Consider the following 17,446-nt stretch of genomic DNA (forward strand, 5'->3'; position numbering starts at 1 on the left):
CGGTTTCAGTGGAGCATTCAGGTCGGCGCACGCGGCGGAAACATCCGCGTCGGCAGCCAGAAAATAAGCAGGATCAGCGCCAGGGCGATGCCGGCCATGCACAGATAAAGATCCGACGCGGTGAGCACCACGGCCTGCTCATGCAGCCGGTGCGCAAGGCCAGCGCTGTCGCTGTCGGCCAGCGGCGAGTTGCCGAGGCGGTCTACCAGCATCGTCGAGTGAAAGTGCAGCCGCGAGGTGGTCAGCGCCTCGATCACACCGGTGGCGATCACCGCCGACAAGCCTTTCACTGTGTTGAACCAGGCCGAGGCGAACGGGCCTTCCATCGGGTGGATGCTGCCGGTCGCCAGCATCAACAGCGGCAACACCGCCATCGGTTGCCCGAAGATCTGCAGCAGTTGCAACACGTAGAAATCATCGCGAATCCACACCGAGGTCAGCTGCGAACCACCGAGGCACGACAACGCCAGCATGCTCAGACCAATCCCCAATACCCAGCGGCAATCGACCCACCGGAAGTTGCACAGCGCCGCCACCAATGGCAGCGCGATCAATTGCGGCAGCGCCGCCAGCAACATGATCGGCGCGGTCTGCACCGGGCGATAACCCTGCACCTGCGCCAGGTAACTGGAGGGAATGATGATCACCGCCAGCAGGATCACCAGCACCCCGGCCAGCGTCAGCAAGGCGAACGACAGGTTACGGATGCCCAGCATCTGCATCTTGAAAAACGGAATAGGCTGCGACCATTCATTGATCAGGAACAGCGCCATCAACACCAGCCCACCGCCGAGCAAACCGCAGATCAGGCTCGACTCGAACCAGTCCAGACGGTTGCCCTGGAGAATGCCGATCACCAGCATGCAGATCGCCGGAAAACCCAGCAGCAGACCGCGCCAGTTGAATTGTTTGAGGCGTTCCAGGCGCAGGGGATCCTGGGGCAGGCCGTAAGCCACCGCGGCCATGGCGATCAGGCACGGCGCGATGATTTGCCAGAACGTCCATTGCCAGCCGACATGCTCGGTCCATAACCCGGCCAGCGGGGTGCCGAGCCCAGGGCCGAACGTCGCGGTCAGGGCGTAACCGGCCAGCCCATACAACTTCACATTGGCCGGCAGAAAGCGCAGGGCGACCGTCATCAGCATCGGTGGCAACGCACCGCCCGCCAGGCCTTGCAAGGTGCGCATCAGCAGCAGGCTTTCGTAGTTCGGGGCGAACGGGCACAGCACCCCCAGCAGGGTGAACAGGCTGATCGCATAGAGGGTGAAGCGCCGCAGCGAGAACGTCACCGCGCACCATGGCGCAAACGCCATCGCGGCCACCGAGGTCGCCGCGTAACAGGCAACCAGCCAGGTGCCTTCGTCGTAACCGATGGCCAAGGCGCCGCGAATGTCGGCGAGGGCGACCTTGGTCACCATCTCGTTGAGGCCCGACACCAGCACTGCCAGCAACACGCCCACCAGACCGATGATGATCCGCGGGCCGAAGGCCGGTGGCGCTACGGCGGGGCTGGCCGCGGCGAGAGGTGCCGGGGCCGTGAGGGAAGTCATGGACTGCAAGCTCCGGGGTTTGGACCGGAGGATTTTAAGAAATCCGGGGACTGACGAAAATCAACTTATTGGCAGTTTATAAGTGTGTCTGACGCAACAATACGCCCACTCCCACAGGGATTCGGGGCGGCCTTCAGGTCGGTTGCGCCGCCAGCCATGTCTCGTCGCAACACGCTTTCAGCGTCTCCCGCATCCACCGATGCGCAGGGTCCTTGTCGAAACGTGGGTGCCAGGCCTGGGTCAGCATCAGGGTCGGCAGGGGTATCGGCAGCGTGAATGAGCGTAGCTTCAGGCCAAGCCGCGCCACACTCAGCAAGACCTCCTTGGGCACCGGGAGGATCAGGTCGGAATCCGGCAAGGCAAACATCGCCGCATGGAAACTCGGCGCAATCACCGCGACCCGCCGCTCCAGGCCCAGGGCGTTGAGCGCCGTGTCGATCGGACCGCGAGCGATGCCACGACGAGACATGCTGATGTGGGAAAATCCGGAAAAGCGCTCGGCGGTAATCTCCGCGTCAAACAGCGGATGGTCCTCGCGCACCAGGCCGACAAAGTGCGTCGAGAACAGGTTCTGCACCTTCACTTCCGGCATCACCGGTCGATTGTTGCTGACGCTCAGATCGATGCGACCTTCACGCAGGGCCTCGTCATCCCCGTCGCCCTCGGGAACAAAACGCAACTCGCAGTACGGCGCCTGACGCTCCATCGTGTCGAACAGCTTGCCACCGTAGACGCCGACAAAAAAATCGTTGACGCGAATGCTGAAGCGCCGGCGCAAACTGCCCAGATCGACGTCATCCGCCGAGCGGAACAGCAGCGCCGCCTGCTCCACCACGTCCCGCACTTGCTCGCGCAATGCCAACGCCTTGGGCGTCGGCACCAGGCCCCGACCGGCGCGCACCAGGATCGGATCGCCGATGGCCTCGCGAACCCGCGCCAACGTCCGGCTCATCGCCGCCGGACTGAGATTCATCCGCCGCGCCGCGCCCACCACACTGCCCTCGTCAAGCAAGGCGTCGAGGGCGACCAAGAGGTTCATGTCCGGTAGCTGCATGGTAAGCACTCGTGACTGATCTGGATTGACTCAGACGCAATGCTAGCAAACTTGGCTTGCCCGCGAAGGGGCCGGACCTGCCACGGTAGAAACCGGGGATTTCCTCTGCGGCAGAAGCGGCACAACCTTAACGCTGCATCCCCCACCGCTTCACCGTCACCCGCTCCAACGTGTCGAACACCAGATTCTCCACCAGCAACCCAATCAGAATCACCACCGCCAACCCCGCAAACACCTTGTCGGTGTAAAGCTCGTTACGGTTCTGAAAAATATACCAACCCAACCCGCCCTTGCCGCTGGTCGCGCCAAACACCAGTTCCGCGGCGATCAACGTGCGCCAGGCGAAGGCCCAGCCGATTTTCAGGCCGGCGAGGATCGATGGCAGCGCTGCGGGTATGAGGATGAACAGCACGAAACGCATGCCTTTCAAACCGTAGTTGCGCCCGGCCATGCGCAGGGTTTCCGAGACGCCGAGAAAGCCGGCATAGGTATTCAGCGCCAACGCCCACAACACCGAATGCACGAGCACGAAAATCAGGCTGTTCTGCCCCAGGCCGAACCACAGCAGCGCCAGCGGCAACAACGCAATCGCCGGCAGCGGGTTGAACATCGAGGTCAAGGTGCTGAGCAGGTCACGACCCAATTGCGTCGACACCGCCAGGGTGGTCAGGGCAAATGCCAGGACGATGCCGATCAGGTAACCCTTGAGCAGCACCACCAGGGAGATCCACACCTTGCCCAGCAATTCGCCGCTGAGCAGGCCGTCGTACAGCGCGCTGGTGGTTTGCAGAAAGCTCGGCAGCAGCAGGTCGTTGTTCTGGATGCGCGCGACCACTTCCCAGAGCACCGCGAGCAGAATCAGGATCAGGCTTTTGCGAATCCAGCCCTGTTGCCACAGGCGCTGACCGAGGGGCAACTCACGCTCCAGCGGCACGCTGGTCAGCGGTTGCAAAACGGTTTCAAATTCTTCACGGGCGGGTGATGACTGGCTCATCGGGCAATCCTCTCAATGGCTCAATAAGCGATGCGAATGTCGGAAAAATCCAACTCGCGCTCGGCTTCCGGTGTTTCATCGAACAGCAAGCGATGAATCCGTCGCGCCGATTCCTGAAACGCCACGCCGCCAAGGCTATGCAGGTTGTATTGATGGCTGTGGACCTCCGCCCTCACCCGCCCCGGATGCGGCGACAGCAACAGAATGCGATTGCCCACCACCAGCGCTTCTTCAATGGAGTGCGTGACGAACAGCAACGTGAAGCGCACCTCTTCCCAGAGCAACAGCAATTCTTCCTGCATCTTGCGCCGGGTCAGCGCGTCGAGGGCGGCGAAGGGCTCGTCCATCAAGAGGATTTTCGGCTGCATGGCCAACGCCCGGGCGATCGCCACCCGCGCCTTCATGCCGCCGGACAACGTGTGCGGATAGACATCGGCAAACGCCGCCAGCCCGACCTTGTCCAGGTAGTGCAGCGCACGCTCTTCAGCCTCTTTGCGCTTGAGGGTTTTTGAGGCCAGCAGCGGAAACATCACGTTCTGTTTGACGGTTTTCCACGGCGGCAATTGGTCGAATTCCTGAAACACCACAATCCGGTCCGGCCCCGGCGCATCGACGCGCTGACCCTGCAGACGGATTTCACCTTCGACGGGCTGAATAAAACCGGCGACGGCCTTGAGCAATGTCGACTTGCCGCAACCGGACGGCCCGAGCAGGACAAACCGGTCCGCCGGGTCGATTTCAAAACTGACTTGGTGGGTCGCCCGCACCACACGCTGCGGCGTGCGGTACTCGAGGCTGACATTATCGACCGACAGCAACGCTTGGGCTGCTGCGTTCGGTTTGCTGACCGTGTGGCCTTGCAAAGGGGCGTTCATGTCGATCAGCTCCCTTGCAGCGGCTTGGCGTCCTGGAAGAAATAATCCTTCCACGAGTCCGGTTTGTTCTTGATCGCGCCGACGCGATAGAGGAACTCGGCGAGCGGGTAAGTGTTTTTCGGCGTGACGCTGAATTCGAACTGCGGGTTGTCGATGATTTTCAGCAGTGCGGCACGGTCGATTTTCGCCTTGGTCACGCGGAGGTACGTATCGGCCGCGGCGCCTTTATCGTTCTGGGCAAATTGTGCGGCTTCGGTCAGCGCCTCGACGAACGCCTTGTAGGTTTTCGGATTGTCATTGCGGAATTTCTCGGTGGCGAACAACACGGTCGGCGAGTTCGGGCCGAGCAGGTCGTAGGTGTTCAGCACCACGTGCACGTTCGGATTGGCCAGCGCCTGATCCTGGAACGGCGGGTTGGAGAAGTGCCCGGTCAGTTCAGTGCCGCCGGCAATCAGCGCGGCCGTGGCGTCGGGGTGCGGAACGGCGATGGTGTACTTGTCGAGGCGATTGAATTCCTTGTCGCCCCACTGCTTGGCGGCCGCGTATTGAAGGAAGCGCGACTGCACCGACACGCCCACCGCCGGCACCGCGATGCGGTCCTGATCGGTGAAGTCGGCGATGGTCTTGACCTTCGGATTATTGCTCACCAGGTAGTACGGGAAGTTGCCGAGTGAGGCGACGGCCTTGACGTTCTGCTTGCCGTGGGTGCGGTCCCAGATGGTCAGCAGCGGGCCAACGCCGGCACCAGCGATGTCGATCGAGCCCGAGAGCAACGCGTCGTTGACCGCCGCACCTCCGGAGAGCTGCGTCCAGTCGACCTTGATGTCGATGCCTTCCTGCTTGCCGTACTTCTCGATCAGGTTCTGATCGCGTACCACGTTGAGCAGCAGATAAACGATGCCGAACTGTTCGGCGATGCGGATTTCACCTTCGGCGTGGGCCACGGTCGGCGCCACCAGGCTGCCGGCGATCAGGCTGAAACCCAGGCCGATGGCCGCGGCCAGCGGTGCAAATGGAAGACGTTTGGACATGATCGATCTCCGACAACTCAGAAAGGCGCGTCGCCCTGGATGGTGGTGCGATACAACTTGCGGCGCAGATGGCTTGGGCATCCGGCGGCGAGGTGGATCAGCGAACGGTTGTCCCAGAACACCAGGTCGTGGGGCTGCCATTGGTGGCGGTAGATGTTTTGCGGCAAAACGCTGTGGGCATAGAGTTCATCGAGCAACTGCTTGCTCTCGTCCTCCGGCAAGCCGACGATGCGGGTGGTGAAACCCTCGCTGACGAACAACGCCTTGCGGCCGTTTTCCGGGTGAGTGCGCACGATCGGGTGGACGACTTCGGCGACCTGGGCCAACTGTTCCGGTGTCAGGGTCGGGCGCCAGTTACCTTCGAATTTGGTTTCGCTGTAGCGTGCCGTGTAAGAGTGCGCCGCCGAGCGACCTTCGACCGCTTTGCGCAACGCTGCGGGCAGGCTGTCCCAGGCTTTGTGCATGTCGGCGAACAAGGTGTCGCCGCCTTCGGACGGCAGTTCCTGGGCGTGCAGCATCGAACCCAGGCTCGGCAATTCTTTATAGGACAGGTCGGAGTGCCAGAACTTGCCGGCGTCACCCAGGCCGATGGACTGGCCGTTTTCGATGATGTTGGAAACGATGAGGATTTCCGGGTGCCCGGCCAGCAGGAACTGCTTGAGCACGTGGATCTGCAACACGCCGAAACGGCGGCTGAAGTCGATTTGCTGTTCGGGTGTAATGCGCTGGTCGCGGAACACCACGACATGATGATCGAGGTGCGCACGATGAATGCGCGCGAAGTCTTGATCATTGATCGGGCGAGACAGGTCAAGGCCGATGATTTCGGCACCGACGGCGCCGCTGAACGGGCGAATGTCGAAGATTTGCGGCACGATGTGTTGAGTTGCAGAGACAACAGACATAAATCACTCCCACGCGTGGCACGCTCAAGGGCGCGCGCGTCGATCGAAAACTCACGGAGGTCCCGTGTTGGTTCGTGTCGTGCGGCGCGCCGATTGGTCGGCAGGTACGCAGGAGGTTGACTTTATAGGTATAAGAACCTGAATTTAAATACCGTTAGCGAATAACCATATGGCTTAATTCGCCTATGCTGCTGACAGGATGACGCTGCTCAACTCTTGAGGGACGCTTGATGTTCTACGTGCAACGCAATGCAGACGGCCAATTGATGCGCGTGGAGTCCGAGGCCTACGCCGGATCCACTGAAACCCTGCCGGCCGATCACCCCGATCTGCAGGACTGGTTCACCAGTGAGGTCGTCGCCACCAGCCAGAAACAACTGCAGCAGATCAAACAGCTCAAGCAACTGAAACAGAGCGATCTGGACATGATCCGGGTACTCGACGACTTGATTCAGGTGCTGACGGATAAGGGCGTGATCCGCGTCACCGACCTGCCGGCGGCCGCGCAGGCCAAACTGATGGACCGGTCCCAGGCGCGGGAAGCGTTGGGCGGGTTAAGTCATTTGGTGGATGAGGATGATGAGATGGGGTTGATCTGATCCCTGGTTTTCTGGTCGCCTGTTCTGACGCCTTCGCGAGCAAGCCCGCTCCCACATCGGTTCCCGGTCGTACACAGATACTGTGCCCGCTGAAGATCCAAGGTGGGAGCGGGCTTGCTCGCGAAGGCGGCCTTTACTGACAATTCATTTCAAAAGCCCTGATCCCAAGGCTTAGGCCCCCCGATCAACTGCCCCTGCACCCCATAAATCCCCATCTCGCGAATCACCGACATTTCGCCATCGGTCTCGACCCGCTCGGCAATCAGCGGCAGGTCGATGCTGTGCGCCGCCCGCTGAATCGCCTCGATGAACAAGCGCTTGTCGCTCTCGCGATCAATCGCGCGGATGTACACGCCATCGACCTTCAGATACGCCAGCCCGAGCCGCGCCAGGTTGCCGATCATGCTGAAACGCCCACCAAAATGTTGCAGGCCCAACGAGAAGCCGATGTCCCGCAGGCGCCGCGTCAGGTCTTCCAGCTTCGCTTGCTCCGGCAGCTGTTCCTCACCGATTTCCAGGGTCAGCCGCGGCGCGAGGTTGGAGTGCGCGCGCAAGATATCGAAGACCTTGCCCAGCGCTTGCGGATTGGTCAGCGTCGCCGAAGACAGGTTCAGCGCCAGCGATGCTTCGTGGCCGGCCATTTGCTCGAGCACCCGCTCCAGCATCAGCCGATCCAGCCGCGCCGCCCAGCCGAAACGCTCGAGCCACGGCAGGAAGCGCCCGGCCGGAATCGTCTGGCCCTGATCGTCGATCAGGCGTGAAAGCACTTTGTAATGCAGCACCAGCGTGGTGTCCTGGCTGGCCACCACCGGCTGGAAATACAGCTCGAAGCGCCGCTGATTCAGCGCCTGATCAAGCAAGCGATGCCACGAATGATGATCGTCGCCAAGGCTCGCCGCCGCCGAATGATCCAGGCACACCCAACGTGAATCGCCCTGACCCTCGGCTTGCGCCAGCGCCTGGTCCGCGAGGCCGAGCACCGCTTGCGGAGAGTCGCCAAAAATAAACGGTGCCAGGCCGATGTAGGCGACCGCCGCCACGTCGGTAGCACCGGTCGCATGCAGGCTCGCCAGGGCAGTATCCAGGTGTTGCGCCAGTTGCAGGGCTTCGGCGTGCACCAGTCCTGGCGCGAGCACGGCGAATTCGCCACCGCGAATCCGCGTGACGAGGTTCTGCGTCTCGGGGTATTTGGCGCACTCGCGAGACAGCTGCTGGCCGACGGCCTTGAGCAGCTCATCGGTGTGTTGACCGCCCTTGCGCTGGTTCAAGCCAGCGAGGTCCTTGACCCGCAACAGCAGTAAATAACCCGAACTCGCCTGTTCCGGGTTGCTCACCCGCGCGTTCAGTTGCATCTCGAAATAGCGCCGGTTGGCCAACCCGGTCAACGAATCCTGATAGGACTCGTCGCGTAATTTTTCACTGCGCTCGGCCTGCTCCTGAAACAACGCCTTGAGCTTCTCGACCATCTGGTTCATCGCCTGGACCACGCGGCGCAATTCAGGGGTGCGCGGCAGGTCGGGCAGGCTGAGGAATTCCCGGCGGGCGATGGCATGGGATTGCTGGACCATGTAGTCCAGCGGTTTCAATTGCCGGCGCAGCAGCGCCGCACCCAACGCCGCACTGACCGCGCCGCAGAGCAACAACCAGCCGAGGCTGCCCAGTGCGCTTTGCCACAGCTTGGCGATGGCGAACATCGGGTGGCTGACCACCTCGACCCGGGCAGCCTGCTCCCAGCCGCGGCTGACAATCGCATCGCCGCCCGCCGGTTCCAGGCCGATCAGCTTGACGAACCAGTCCGGCACGTTATTCACCGCCGGGCTGCCGCTACGCTCGACCATCGTCTTGTCGTTCGACAGATCGACCACGCGGATGCTTGCGTAATAACCGCTGTCGAAAATCGAGCTGACCAGCAGCTCGACCATCGCCGGGTCATCGATGTTCGGCGTCAGCGACAGCGCCAGCGCCGTTGCGGCGTCCTGCGCGTGGGAGCGCAACTGGTTGACGTACTGGGTCCGCGAGCTCTCGAGGCTGACCATGAAGCTGCCGGTGAAGGCGACCACCAGGAACAGACAAATTGCGATCAACAGCTGTTTGAACAAAGACATCTGAGCGCGTGCTCCTAGTTAGTCGTCTCGACCGGAAAACCTTCCGCCTGCATTTTCTTCAGCACATCCTGCCAACGGGACAGGCGTTTGGTGTCACTCACTTTTGTGTTGCCCTTGGCGCCGGGCAACCACAATCCTTCTGCATTGAAAGCGTAGACCGGCAGCAGGTCGGTTCGTTGGCTGGCGGGTTTGATCGTATCGATCAGGCTGTCGAGGACCAGCGGCATGGCATCGGGGCTGGAATAGTACGTCAGCACCATGTGCGCGCGGTTCAGGCTGACGGCCTTGACGTAAGTGATGCGCAGTTTCTCGGCGGAAACGCCGAGGTGGCGCAGGCTGAAGTATTTCGCAATCGCATAGTCTTCGCAGTCGCCTGCGCCTTTCCACAACGCTTCGATCGGCGTTTCCCAATAATCGACCACATGCCACAAATCGATGTCCTCGACATAGCGCACCTGTCTATTGAAGAACAGGTTGACCACGTTGAGCTTCTCCAGCTCGCTGACCTGCTTTTGTGTGGCCAGCAGATTCTGCCACGCATCAATCCGCTGCTGCCCGGCACCCAACGGCCCGTACAATGCCTGCGCCTTTCGGCTGATCAGGGAAAAATCCCAGTCGGCATGCAGCCCGCCCGGCAGGACGCCGGCCAGCAGCAACGCGCAGCAGAGCCAGCGCACAGTCCGGGGGATTACGAAACGTACCGCCAAAGGGAGGCATCCAGTCAGGCAGGTGGAATCGATTGATGGTGAAGGTTAGCCGCTTAAAAGACAATGGCACGGTGAGATCACCGGAGCCCGCTAAACTTTAGGAAACGAACTGTTTAGTGGGCCCGTTTGACAACCTCACAGGCAGTCACTAGTGTCCATTTGGATCCAAATTTCTCAGTCATTCAGGGTGCGTTGTAGTGACACAGAAACCCAACCCTCTCAGCAGCATTAAAGTGAACAGCCCGATTCCCGCGCATCTGGCCCGTTCAGTCATCGAAGAAACCCTGCGCGCCGCCATTCTCGACGGGCGCATTCCTTGCGGCGCTGCCCTTCGTCAACAAGACCTGGCCGACCTGTTCGGGGTCAGCCGCATGCCCGTGCGCGAAGCGTTGCGCCAGCTCGAAGCGCAAGAATTGCTCAATGTGATTGCCCATAAAGGTGCGGTCGTCGCGCCGCTGGTTCAGGGCGATGCCGCCGAAACCTACGCATTGCGGATCCTGCTGGAAGCCGAAGCGCTGCGCCTGTCGATCCCGTTGCTCACCGCCGACGACTTTGAACAGGCGGCGCGCTACATCGACGAACTGGAAATCGAGCACGATTACACGGAGATCGGTCGGCTGAACCGGCTGTTCCATATGGCGCTCTACCACAGGGCACCTAACCGTCGGCTATTGAAGCTGATCGAGGAAGGCTTGAACGAGGAGGAGCGTTTCCTGCGCTTCAACCTGGAAGCCATGGGCCTGGGCAAACTGTCCCAGGACGATCACCGCGCGCTGCTGCGCGCAGCAGAAGACCGTGACATCGATCTTTCGGTGAAGTTACTCGAACAGCACCTCAATCGCGGCGTCGAAGTCATTACCCGCTACCTCGACAGCGCGGAATCCAAAAGCAGAAAAACTCCGAAATAAATCGTCGCGACAAGCCTGAGCGAGCAGATATTCCTTGCTCGCCGGCGCTCGCCCCGACGGCGCATCTCCTTCTTTTTCCTTGAGTTCGACACCCGTACTGACGGTATGACACGTCGGCGATAGCGGCTGCCTTGATTTACGCTCACTCTTGAACTGCCAACAACTAAATAGACGGGCGATGCACCGCATGAGCGGTGTTGTGCCCGCATCAAGAACCTACGGAAGGAGTCTTGCCACGGGAAAAGGAAGGTATTGGTGCCCCCGCCAACTTCCACCCCCCTCAGATGACACTAGCGATCATCCATAGAAAGTTGCTCGAGTGAGGCATTCACTCTTTATTTCGATTTCTACTTATATAAGTTGGAAGGAGCAACTACGCCCAAATAAAACTTAGAACAAGAGTTTTATTGGAACTTGTCGCGCCCAATAAAGTTGAACTTCAAAATAATATAAAAATAACTTGCCCAGCACTTTGTTCGTGTACTAGTTTTTATCCCAGCCAATGAACACTGGCTGAAACGCTGAATACAACTGTCTTACAAGTAACTTACTTCGTTCAACGCATCTGCGGCTACCGTTCGCCATCAGGAAACTTTAAGCACCCGTTACTTACCGACCTCACCTCATTCCAGATCACTTAAAGGCTCGCCATGAAATCGATTAAAGACCGTCTTGATCAGAAGAAAGCAGAACTGAGTGCGCACCCGATTTTTTCTGAAATCCATTCGCTTTCTGTACTTCAACGTTTCATGGAATCTCATGTTTTTGCGGTGTGGGATTTCATGTCGCTGACCAAACGCCTGCAACAGGAGCTGACGTGCGTTCAATTACCGTGGTTGCCGCCAAGTGATCCGCAGGCGGCACGACTGATCAACGAGATCGTGCTCGGTGAAGAAACCGATAATCGTCCGGCCCACGGTCATTACAGCCACTTCGAGTTGTATCTGGATGCCATGCGCGAAGTGGGCGCCCGTACCGCCGCCGTCGAGCGTTTCGTGGCCCTGCAACAAGAAGGCGTGAGTTACGACGTGGCCCTGCAAAGCGTCGACGTCGACCCGGCCGCCGCACTATTCGTGCGCCAGACGTTGCACACCGCACTGCATGCACCGGGTCACAGTGTCGCGGCGGCGTTTCTGCACGGTCGCGAGAGCGTCATTCCGCAGATGTTCCAGCGCATTCTCGACGACTGGGGTATCGGCATTGAACAGGCGCCGACCTTTCGCTACTACCTGCAGCGGCACATCGAAGTCGATTCCGAAGACCATGGCCCGGCGGCAGAAAAACTCCTGGCGCGGCTGGTCAACGGCGACCCGCAACGCGAGCAAGACGTCTACGCCAGTGCCCTCGCCGCCGTGGAAAGCCGCATCGCGCTGTGGAACGGCTTGCGCCTGAACATGAACGAACCCATGGCGGAGGTGAACGCATGAACGCCGCTGACTACCAATCCTTCGCCGATGCCTGGGAAGGCCGGGCGACCATCCGCACCCGCCCGCGCCGCGTGCTGGAGAACGACGACAAGCTGATCTACCCGCTCAGCCGTCAGCCGCTGGTACTGAGCGATACCTTTCTGCGCGAATGCCCGGAGCAACGGGATTTCGCCCTGGTGCAGACGCTCTACAAATTCATCAACGACGTAGTGATTTTCGAAACCGAGATCGTCGACAAGACCGCTCGCAGCATCGCCAAGAACCGCTTCGCCGTGGCGTTCCCATTCGCCTGCCGCTACGACGCCATGACGGTAGTGATCGACGAGGACTACCACGCATTGGTGGCGATGGACTTCATGCAACAGACCGTCGCCATGACCGGTATCACGCCGATCGAGTTGCCGGATGAAATCGAGTTGAGCCGCGCGATCCCGGCTGCCGTGGCGCTGGCACCGGAGCACTTGCGCAGCGCCGTGGAACTGATTTGCGTGGCCATCGCCGAGAACACCGTGACCGGCGATGTCGCGGCATTCGCCAAGGACGACACGGTCAAGCAATCGATCAAGGGTCTGATGGCCGATCACTTGCTCGACGAAGGCCGCCATTCCGGGTTCTGGGCGCGGTTGGTGCGCATCTACTGGCACACCGCAGGCGAAGAGGACCGCCAATGCATTGCGCAGATTCTGCCGGTGTTCATCAGCCATTACCTGACCAACGACATCCAGAAATCCTTCGACATCCGCCTGATCGAGTCCTTGCAGGTCAGCGATACCGCGCGCCACGCACTTAAGAGCGAAGTGTCGGGGCTGGCCTTCCCGATCAACCGCCATCACCCGCTGGTCGCCAACATCGTGCGGTTTTTCCATAGCAGTTCGCTGCTCGAGTCGCCGTGCGTTCAAACCGCCCTGAGCGACTACCTGGCTTAACGAGGAGCACATCATGAGACGTCTCGACATTTTGCTCATCGGGCAGAGCCAGGCCCTGACCGATCTGGCACGGGAGCTCGAACAACACGGCCATTCACTGGTGCGGGTGACGGCCCTGGAACCACTGCCCTCGGGCAACGTTGATTTGCTGATCGATGACGACACTCTGCCGTTTCAGCCCTTCAGCGGGACACCGCGACTGACGTTGCGCCTGGCTGTCGGCGTGGCGGGAACTTGCGGTTTGCCGCCGCTGGACCTGCTGTGCCTGCTCGGTTCAACGTTGCTCACGCGGGTGCCGATCGCTGACGAGCCTTCGGGCAACGGCCAGGCGCTGCGTCTGCGCGCACTGGCGGAAATGGTCGATCACGTCGCCTTGCTGGTCAGTCGCTTCTCGCGGGATGCGGATTATTTTCTGCTGGCCGAACCGGCGGGCGCCGTTGCGTTCGAGCGGGTGGAAAGCCTGCTGTTTCTGGATAGCCTCGCCTACGTCCATCAGATGAACGCGACCGCTGCCCCCGAGCTGTTGCAACTCGCTCAGGTGCCGATGATCGAGCGCATGGAGAAGCGCTTCATCCAGTCCGCCGAAAGACCGGCGCTGCACGTGGCCGGCGTATCCCTGTGTTACCGCGAATTGCACACCCACAGCCGCGCCATTCAGCAGCGACTGCAACCATTGCTTGAGCTTCAAGACACGCCATGGGTGATCGGCATCTGTCTGCCAAAATGCAGCGCGTTGTATGCGGGGATTCTGGCGATTCTCGGCAGCGGCGCGATCTACCTGCCGCTGGAACCGAGCCATCCGTTGCAGCGTCAGCAGTACATCTTGTCGAACGCCGGCGCCGTACTGTTGCTGCATGACGGGCAGCATCCGCTCGCCGGGGATATGCCCAGCCTGGACATCAGCGCGATTGACCTTGAGCACGTAGACCTCGATCAACCGTTGATGCGCCAGCGACCCAACCTCGATGCGCCTTGCATGGCGCTGTACACCTCGGGCACCACCGGCCATCCCAAAGGCGTTTCGCTCAGCCAGGCGAACCTGGCGCACTTCACCGCGTGGTACGCCGACTATGTGCGACTGAACGAACAGAGCCGCGCGCTGCAGTTCTCATCGTTGAGCTTCGACTCATCGCTGATCGATATTTTCCCGACCCTGCTGCAGGGTGCCGAGCTGATCGTGCCCAGCGACGATCAACGCCGCGACCCGCTGCAACTGGTGGAATTGATCCGCCACCAACAGTTGACCCACGCGTTTTTGCCACCGGCGTTGTTGAGCATTTTGCCGCTGGATCAACTGCAGTGCCTAGATCACGTGATGACCGGAGGCGATGTCTGCGAACCCTATGTCATCGAGCAACTGACCCGCCAGGGCAATCTGTACAACCTCTATGGCCCGACCGAAGCCACGGTGCTGATCACCGCACGGCAACTGCGCACCGGCGACAGCAATCGCACCCTCGGCGGGCCGATCGCCAACAGCCAGGTGCTGATTCTGGATGAAGATTTTCAACCGGTGGCCGAACAGGTTGTCGGGGAGTTGTACATCGTCGGGCCGGGTGTGTGCCTGGGTTATTTGAACAACCCGCAGCAGACCGCCGAGCGTTATTTTAATCTGAGCCTGCCGAATGGTGAGCACCTGCGAGCCTACCGTACCGGCGACATGGCGAAGTGGACCAGCGCCGGCATCGAGTTGTGCGGACGCCGGGACAACCAGGTAAAAATTCGCGGCTTTCGGGTCGAGCCGGAAGAGATTGAGCGCTGCCTGCGCGACAGCCAGTTGTACCGTCAGGTGGCGGTGGTCATCGACCGTCAGCGGCGGATTCTGGCGTTCCTTGCTCAGCCTCAGGAAGCTCACCCCGGTGCCGCCCGCGAAGCACTTAGGGCGCACGCCAGCCAGCATCTGCCGGACTACATGCAGCCCTGCGCCTGGACCGAACTGCCGAGCATGCCGTTCGCCAGCAATGGCAAGGTCGATCGCAAAGCCTTGCTGGAGTTGCCCGTGAACATGGTTGAAAACGCGGCGCTGCGTTTACCGGCCAGCGCGGATGAAGCACTGCTGCTGGAGATCTGGGCCGAGCTGCTGGAGCTGCCCGTCAGCGATATTTCCACCGACGAAAGCTTCTTCAACCTGGGCGGTCACTCGATCCTGCTGTCGCGCATGCTGTTGCGGTTGCGCGAAGCCTTCGGCCGCAGCATCTCGATCAACCGCTTTATCGAGCTGCCGACCATCGCCAAACTGGCAACGCTGGTGCGCGGTTCCGGCACCGAAGAAGTGCTGAGCGAGCAGGCCCTCGCCGATGCCTTCCGCGAACTGGAGGTGCAACCGCTACCGGTCAGCCGCATGGGCGATGTGCACAAGGTGATCGTCACCGGCGCCAACAGTTTTGTCGGCGTGCACATCGTCGAGGCGCTGCTGGGCTGGGGTGCCAGCGAGGTGGCGTGCCTGGTGCGCGAGGGTGACGGGCAATCGGCGGCGCAACGCTTCGCTCACGCACTGCGGGAGAACCGTCTGGAGGATCTGGATTTGAGTCGGGTGCGGGTGTACCCGGCGGACATCACCCAGCCTGCGCTGGGGCTCGCACCGGAAGTCTATGAGCGTCTGGATCGCGAATTCGGCGCGCTGGTGCACAACGCGGCCAACGTCAATCACGTGCTGGATTACACGTCGCTGGTGCGGGACAACGTCGAGCCGATTTTCGAGTGCCTGCGCCTGTGCGAAGGGCGCAGCAAGAAGATCTTCAACTTCGTCTCGACGCTGTCGGCGTCCAGCACGATTGCCGCCGATGGCCGGGTGCTTGAACTGCCCGCCGCGCACACTCCGCCGATCTACATCAAGAACGGCTACAACCTGTCGAAATGGGTCGGCGAGCGCATTCTCGAACGGGCGCGGGAGCGTGGGGTCCGGGTCAACGTCTATCGCCCCGGCAACATCAGCTTCAACAGCCTCACCGGTGTCTGCCAACCGCACAAGAATCGTTTGATGCTGATGCTCAAGGGGTCGATCCAGCTCGGCCAGGTGCCGGAATTCGCGCTGAATTTCGACCTGATGCCGGTGGACTTTCTCGCTCGCTTCATCGCCTTCCATGCCAGCCGCTATTCCGCGGAAAAAGCCGTGTTCAACCTGCACAACCCCGAACCGCTGAGTTGGGACGATTACGTCGCGTCCTTCCGTGAGGCCGGCCGCGAATTCTCCATGGTCAGCGTGGCCGACTGGCAGCAGCAACTGGGCCGGGTCGACAGTGACAACGCGTTGTTCGGCGTGCTCGGTTTCTACCTCAACGGCTTTGAAGAAGACATCGGCGACATCTCGATGATCGGCCACGACAACGCCCAGGCCGGCGTGCGGCAGATGGGCGCGCACTACCCGGAAAAATCCCCGGCGCTGCTGCGTCGCGGCTGCGATTACCTCAAAGAAATCAATTTCATCTGACTCACTCAACCGGAGCAACATCATGAAAACCCTGCAACCCGATACGCTGATCAAAAACCCTCAAGACTGCCACGTCGTGTCTTCCGTTGAGGTGCCGGCGGATGCCGCGAACGTCTGGGCGGTGGTCGGCAACTTTGCCGGCTTCGATCAATTCATCCCGGCGCTGTCGCACATTGAAATGACCGGGGAAGGCGTGTCGTCCCTGCGCAAGAAATTCTTCAAGGACGGCAACCTGGTGGTCGAACAACTGAACTCACGGGATGACCAGGCGCGAAGCATGACGTGGACCACGATCTACAACACGCTGGGCGTGGCGAATCTGTGGGCGGCCATGACGGTGGAAGCGCTGGGTGAAGGCAAGGCCCGGGCGACCTGGACCATCATCGCCGAACCGGCCCAGGGCGGTGCCGAGGCGGTACCGGGGTTCAAGGATTTTGTGCAAGGGTTCGCCGATGACGCGATGAATAATGTGTTGAAGTTGTTTGCGTAGGGCTGGCCTGGGCAACGTCGGCTTGAAGGGTGTCGACGTACGCCTGAATGCGAACAATCTGACCAACGAGTAGAGTCGCGGGGGCATGCCTTCTGAGGAGCTTGGGGTAACAGCGTTGAGTTACCAACAGGTTTACGAACCTATGCAACAGGGAGGTTTTGCAGATCCCGAAAAGACAAAACCCCTGTTTGCGTTAGCAAACAGGGGTTCTGGAATTCAATCTTGACGATGACCTACTCTCACATGGGGAAACCCCACACTACCATCGGCGATGCATCGTTTCACTGCTGAGTTCGGGATGGGATCAGGTGGTTCCAATGCTCTATGGTCGTCAAGAAATTCTGTGACCAGCCCGTTACGCGGAACGTGCCAGCAAAATTGGTGACTTCTACTAAAAACAAAACCCCAACTGCTTTCGCAATTGGGGTTTCGGAATTTAATCTTG

The 17,446-nt window shown here is 60.5% G+C and carries 14 protein-coding genes and 1 rRNA gene; 6 read left to right on the forward strand and 9 right to left on the reverse strand.

Annotation, left to right across the window (positions count from 1 at the left end; all coding sequences use genetic code 11):
* Positions 1 to 17: 17 nt before the first annotated feature.
* From NTD84_RS20220 to NTD84_RS20245, 6 genes are all read right to left on the reverse strand, one after another.
* A complete protein-coding gene (locus NTD84_RS20220; protein ID WP_262169066.1) occupies positions 18 to 1,550 on the reverse strand; it encodes an MFS transporter in 1,533 nt (510 codons plus the stop codon).
* 133 nt (positions 1,551 to 1,683) lie between these two features.
* On the reverse strand, positions 1,684 to 2,604 hold the full coding sequence (locus NTD84_RS20225) for a LysR family transcriptional regulator (RefSeq protein ID WP_262169069.1): 921 nt from the start codon (positions 2,602 to 2,604) through the stop codon (positions 1,684 to 1,686).
* Positions 2,605 to 2,731: 127 nt separating this feature from the next.
* A complete protein-coding gene (locus NTD84_RS20230; RefSeq protein WP_262169071.1) occupies positions 2,732 to 3,598 on the reverse strand; it encodes an ABC transporter permease in 867 nt (288 codons plus the stop codon).
* Between the two features lie 20 nt (positions 3,599 to 3,618).
* Complete coding sequence (locus tag NTD84_RS20235; protein ID WP_262169073.1) at positions 3,619 to 4,473, reverse strand: ABC transporter ATP-binding protein; 855 nt, start codon at positions 4,471 to 4,473, stop codon at positions 3,619 to 3,621.
* 5 nt (positions 4,474 to 4,478) lie between these two features.
* Positions 4,479 to 5,504, reverse strand: coding sequence for an ABC transporter substrate-binding protein (locus NTD84_RS20240; RefSeq protein WP_262169075.1), 1,026 nt, complete (start codon positions 5,502 to 5,504; stop codon positions 4,479 to 4,481).
* 17 nt (positions 5,505 to 5,521) lie between these two features.
* Entirely contained in the window at positions 5,522 to 6,409 is an 888-nt protein-coding gene (locus tag NTD84_RS20245) for a TauD/TfdA dioxygenase family protein (RefSeq protein ID WP_262169078.1), read from the reverse strand.
* A gap of 230 nt (positions 6,410 to 6,639) precedes the next feature.
* Between NTD84_RS20245 and NTD84_RS20250 the strand changes: the two genes are divergently transcribed.
* Positions 6,640 to 7,008, forward strand: a complete 369-nt coding sequence (locus NTD84_RS20250) for a tryptophan synthase subunit beta (protein WP_262169081.1) — start codon at positions 6,640 to 6,642, stop codon at positions 7,006 to 7,008.
* A gap of 149 nt (positions 7,009 to 7,157) precedes the next feature.
* On the opposite strand, the gene lapD is transcribed toward NTD84_RS20250, so the two are convergent.
* On the reverse strand, positions 7,158 to 9,113 hold the full coding sequence (gene lapD / locus NTD84_RS20255; RefSeq protein WP_262169084.1) for a cyclic di-GMP receptor LapD: 1,956 nt from the start codon (positions 9,111 to 9,113) through the stop codon (positions 7,158 to 7,160).
* 14 nt (positions 9,114 to 9,127) lie between these two features.
* The gene (gene lapG / locus NTD84_RS20260; RefSeq protein ID WP_262169086.1) at positions 9,128 to 9,820 is read right to left on the reverse strand and encodes a cysteine protease LapG; all 693 of its coding nucleotides are present in this window, start codon (positions 9,818 to 9,820) and stop codon (positions 9,128 to 9,130) included.
* A 197-nt stretch (positions 9,821 to 10,017) separates the two neighbouring features.
* Between lapG and NTD84_RS20265 the strand changes: the two genes are divergently transcribed.
* The 5 genes from NTD84_RS20265 to NTD84_RS20285 all read left to right on the forward strand — a co-directional run bounded on the left by NTD84_RS20265 (position 10,018) and on the right by NTD84_RS20285 (position 17,001).
* Positions 10,018 to 10,728, forward strand: a complete 711-nt coding sequence (locus tag NTD84_RS20265) for a GntR family transcriptional regulator (RefSeq protein ID WP_262169088.1) — start codon at positions 10,018 to 10,020, stop codon at positions 10,726 to 10,728.
* A 650-nt stretch (positions 10,729 to 11,378) separates the two neighbouring features.
* On the forward strand, positions 11,379 to 12,155 hold the full coding sequence (locus tag NTD84_RS20270; RefSeq protein ID WP_262169090.1) for a DUF3050 domain-containing protein: 777 nt from the start codon (positions 11,379 to 11,381) through the stop codon (positions 12,153 to 12,155).
* Positions 12,152 to 13,081: a diiron oxygenase gene (locus tag NTD84_RS20275; RefSeq protein WP_262169092.1), complete on the forward strand. Its 930-nt coding sequence runs from the start codon at positions 12,152 to 12,154 to the stop codon at positions 13,079 to 13,081. The genes NTD84_RS20270 and NTD84_RS20275 overlap by 4 nt, the downstream gene beginning before the upstream one ends.
* A 13-nt stretch (positions 13,082 to 13,094) precedes the next feature.
* Positions 13,095 to 16,511, forward strand: a complete 3,417-nt coding sequence (locus NTD84_RS20280; RefSeq protein WP_262169094.1) for a non-ribosomal peptide synthetase — start codon at positions 13,095 to 13,097, stop codon at positions 16,509 to 16,511.
* Between the two features lie 22 nt (positions 16,512 to 16,533).
* Positions 16,534 to 17,001 carry an SRPBCC family protein gene (locus NTD84_RS20285; RefSeq protein ID WP_262169097.1) on the forward strand — a complete coding sequence of 156 codons (468 nt, stop codon included), beginning with the start codon at positions 16,534 to 16,536 and terminating at the stop codon, positions 16,999 to 17,001.
* 220 nt (positions 17,002 to 17,221) lie between these two features.
* Here NTD84_RS20285 and rrf read toward each other — a convergent pair.
* Positions 17,222 to 17,337 (reverse strand): 5S ribosomal RNA (rrf, locus tag NTD84_RS20290).
* Positions 17,338 to 17,446 lie beyond the last annotated feature (109 nt).

This window comes from Pseudomonas sp. 14P_8.1_Bac3 (assembly GCF_025466085.1).
Classification (GTDB): domain Bacteria; phylum Pseudomonadota; class Gammaproteobacteria; order Pseudomonadales; family Pseudomonadaceae; genus Aquipseudomonas.

What these genes read in the sequence shown, in the direction of transcription:
- NTD84_RS20220 (WP_262169066.1), bottom strand. Translation starts at nt 1,550, where the DNA reads ATGACTTCCCTCACGGCCCCGGCACCTCTCGCCGCGGCCAGCCCCGCC.
- NTD84_RS20225 (WP_262169069.1), bottom strand. Translation starts at nt 2,604, where the DNA reads ATGCAGCTACCGGACATGAACCTCTTGGTCGCCCTCGACGCCTTGCTT.
- NTD84_RS20230 (WP_262169071.1), bottom strand. Translation starts at nt 3,598, where the DNA reads ATGAGCCAGTCATCACCCGCCCGTGAAGAATTTGAAACCGTTTTGCAA.
- NTD84_RS20235 (WP_262169073.1), bottom strand. Translation starts at nt 4,473, where the DNA reads ATGAACGCCCCTTTGCAAGGCCACACGGTCAGCAAACCGAACGCAGCA.
- NTD84_RS20240 (WP_262169075.1), bottom strand. Translation starts at nt 5,504, where the DNA reads ATGTCCAAACGTCTTCCATTTGCACCGCTGGCCGCGGCCATCGGCCTG.
- NTD84_RS20245 (WP_262169078.1), bottom strand. Translation starts at nt 6,409, where the DNA reads ATGTCTGTTGTCTCTGCAACTCAACACATCGTGCCGCAAATCTTCGAC.
- NTD84_RS20250 (WP_262169081.1), top strand. Translation starts at nt 6,640, where the DNA reads ATGTTCTACGTGCAACGCAATGCAGACGGCCAATTGATGCGCGTGGAG.
- lapD (WP_262169084.1), bottom strand. Translation starts at nt 9,113, where the DNA reads ATGTCTTTGTTCAAACAGCTGTTGATCGCAATTTGTCTGTTCCTGGTG.
- NTD84_RS20270 (WP_262169090.1), top strand. Translation starts at nt 11,379, where the DNA reads ATGAAATCGATTAAAGACCGTCTTGATCAGAAGAAAGCAGAACTGAGT.
- NTD84_RS20275 (WP_262169092.1), top strand. Translation starts at nt 12,152, where the DNA reads ATGAACGCCGCTGACTACCAATCCTTCGCCGATGCCTGGGAAGGCCGG.
- NTD84_RS20280 (WP_262169094.1), top strand. Translation starts at nt 13,095, where the DNA reads ATGAGACGTCTCGACATTTTGCTCATCGGGCAGAGCCAGGCCCTGACC.
- NTD84_RS20285 (WP_262169097.1), top strand. Translation starts at nt 16,534, where the DNA reads ATGAAAACCCTGCAACCCGATACGCTGATCAAAAACCCTCAAGACTGC.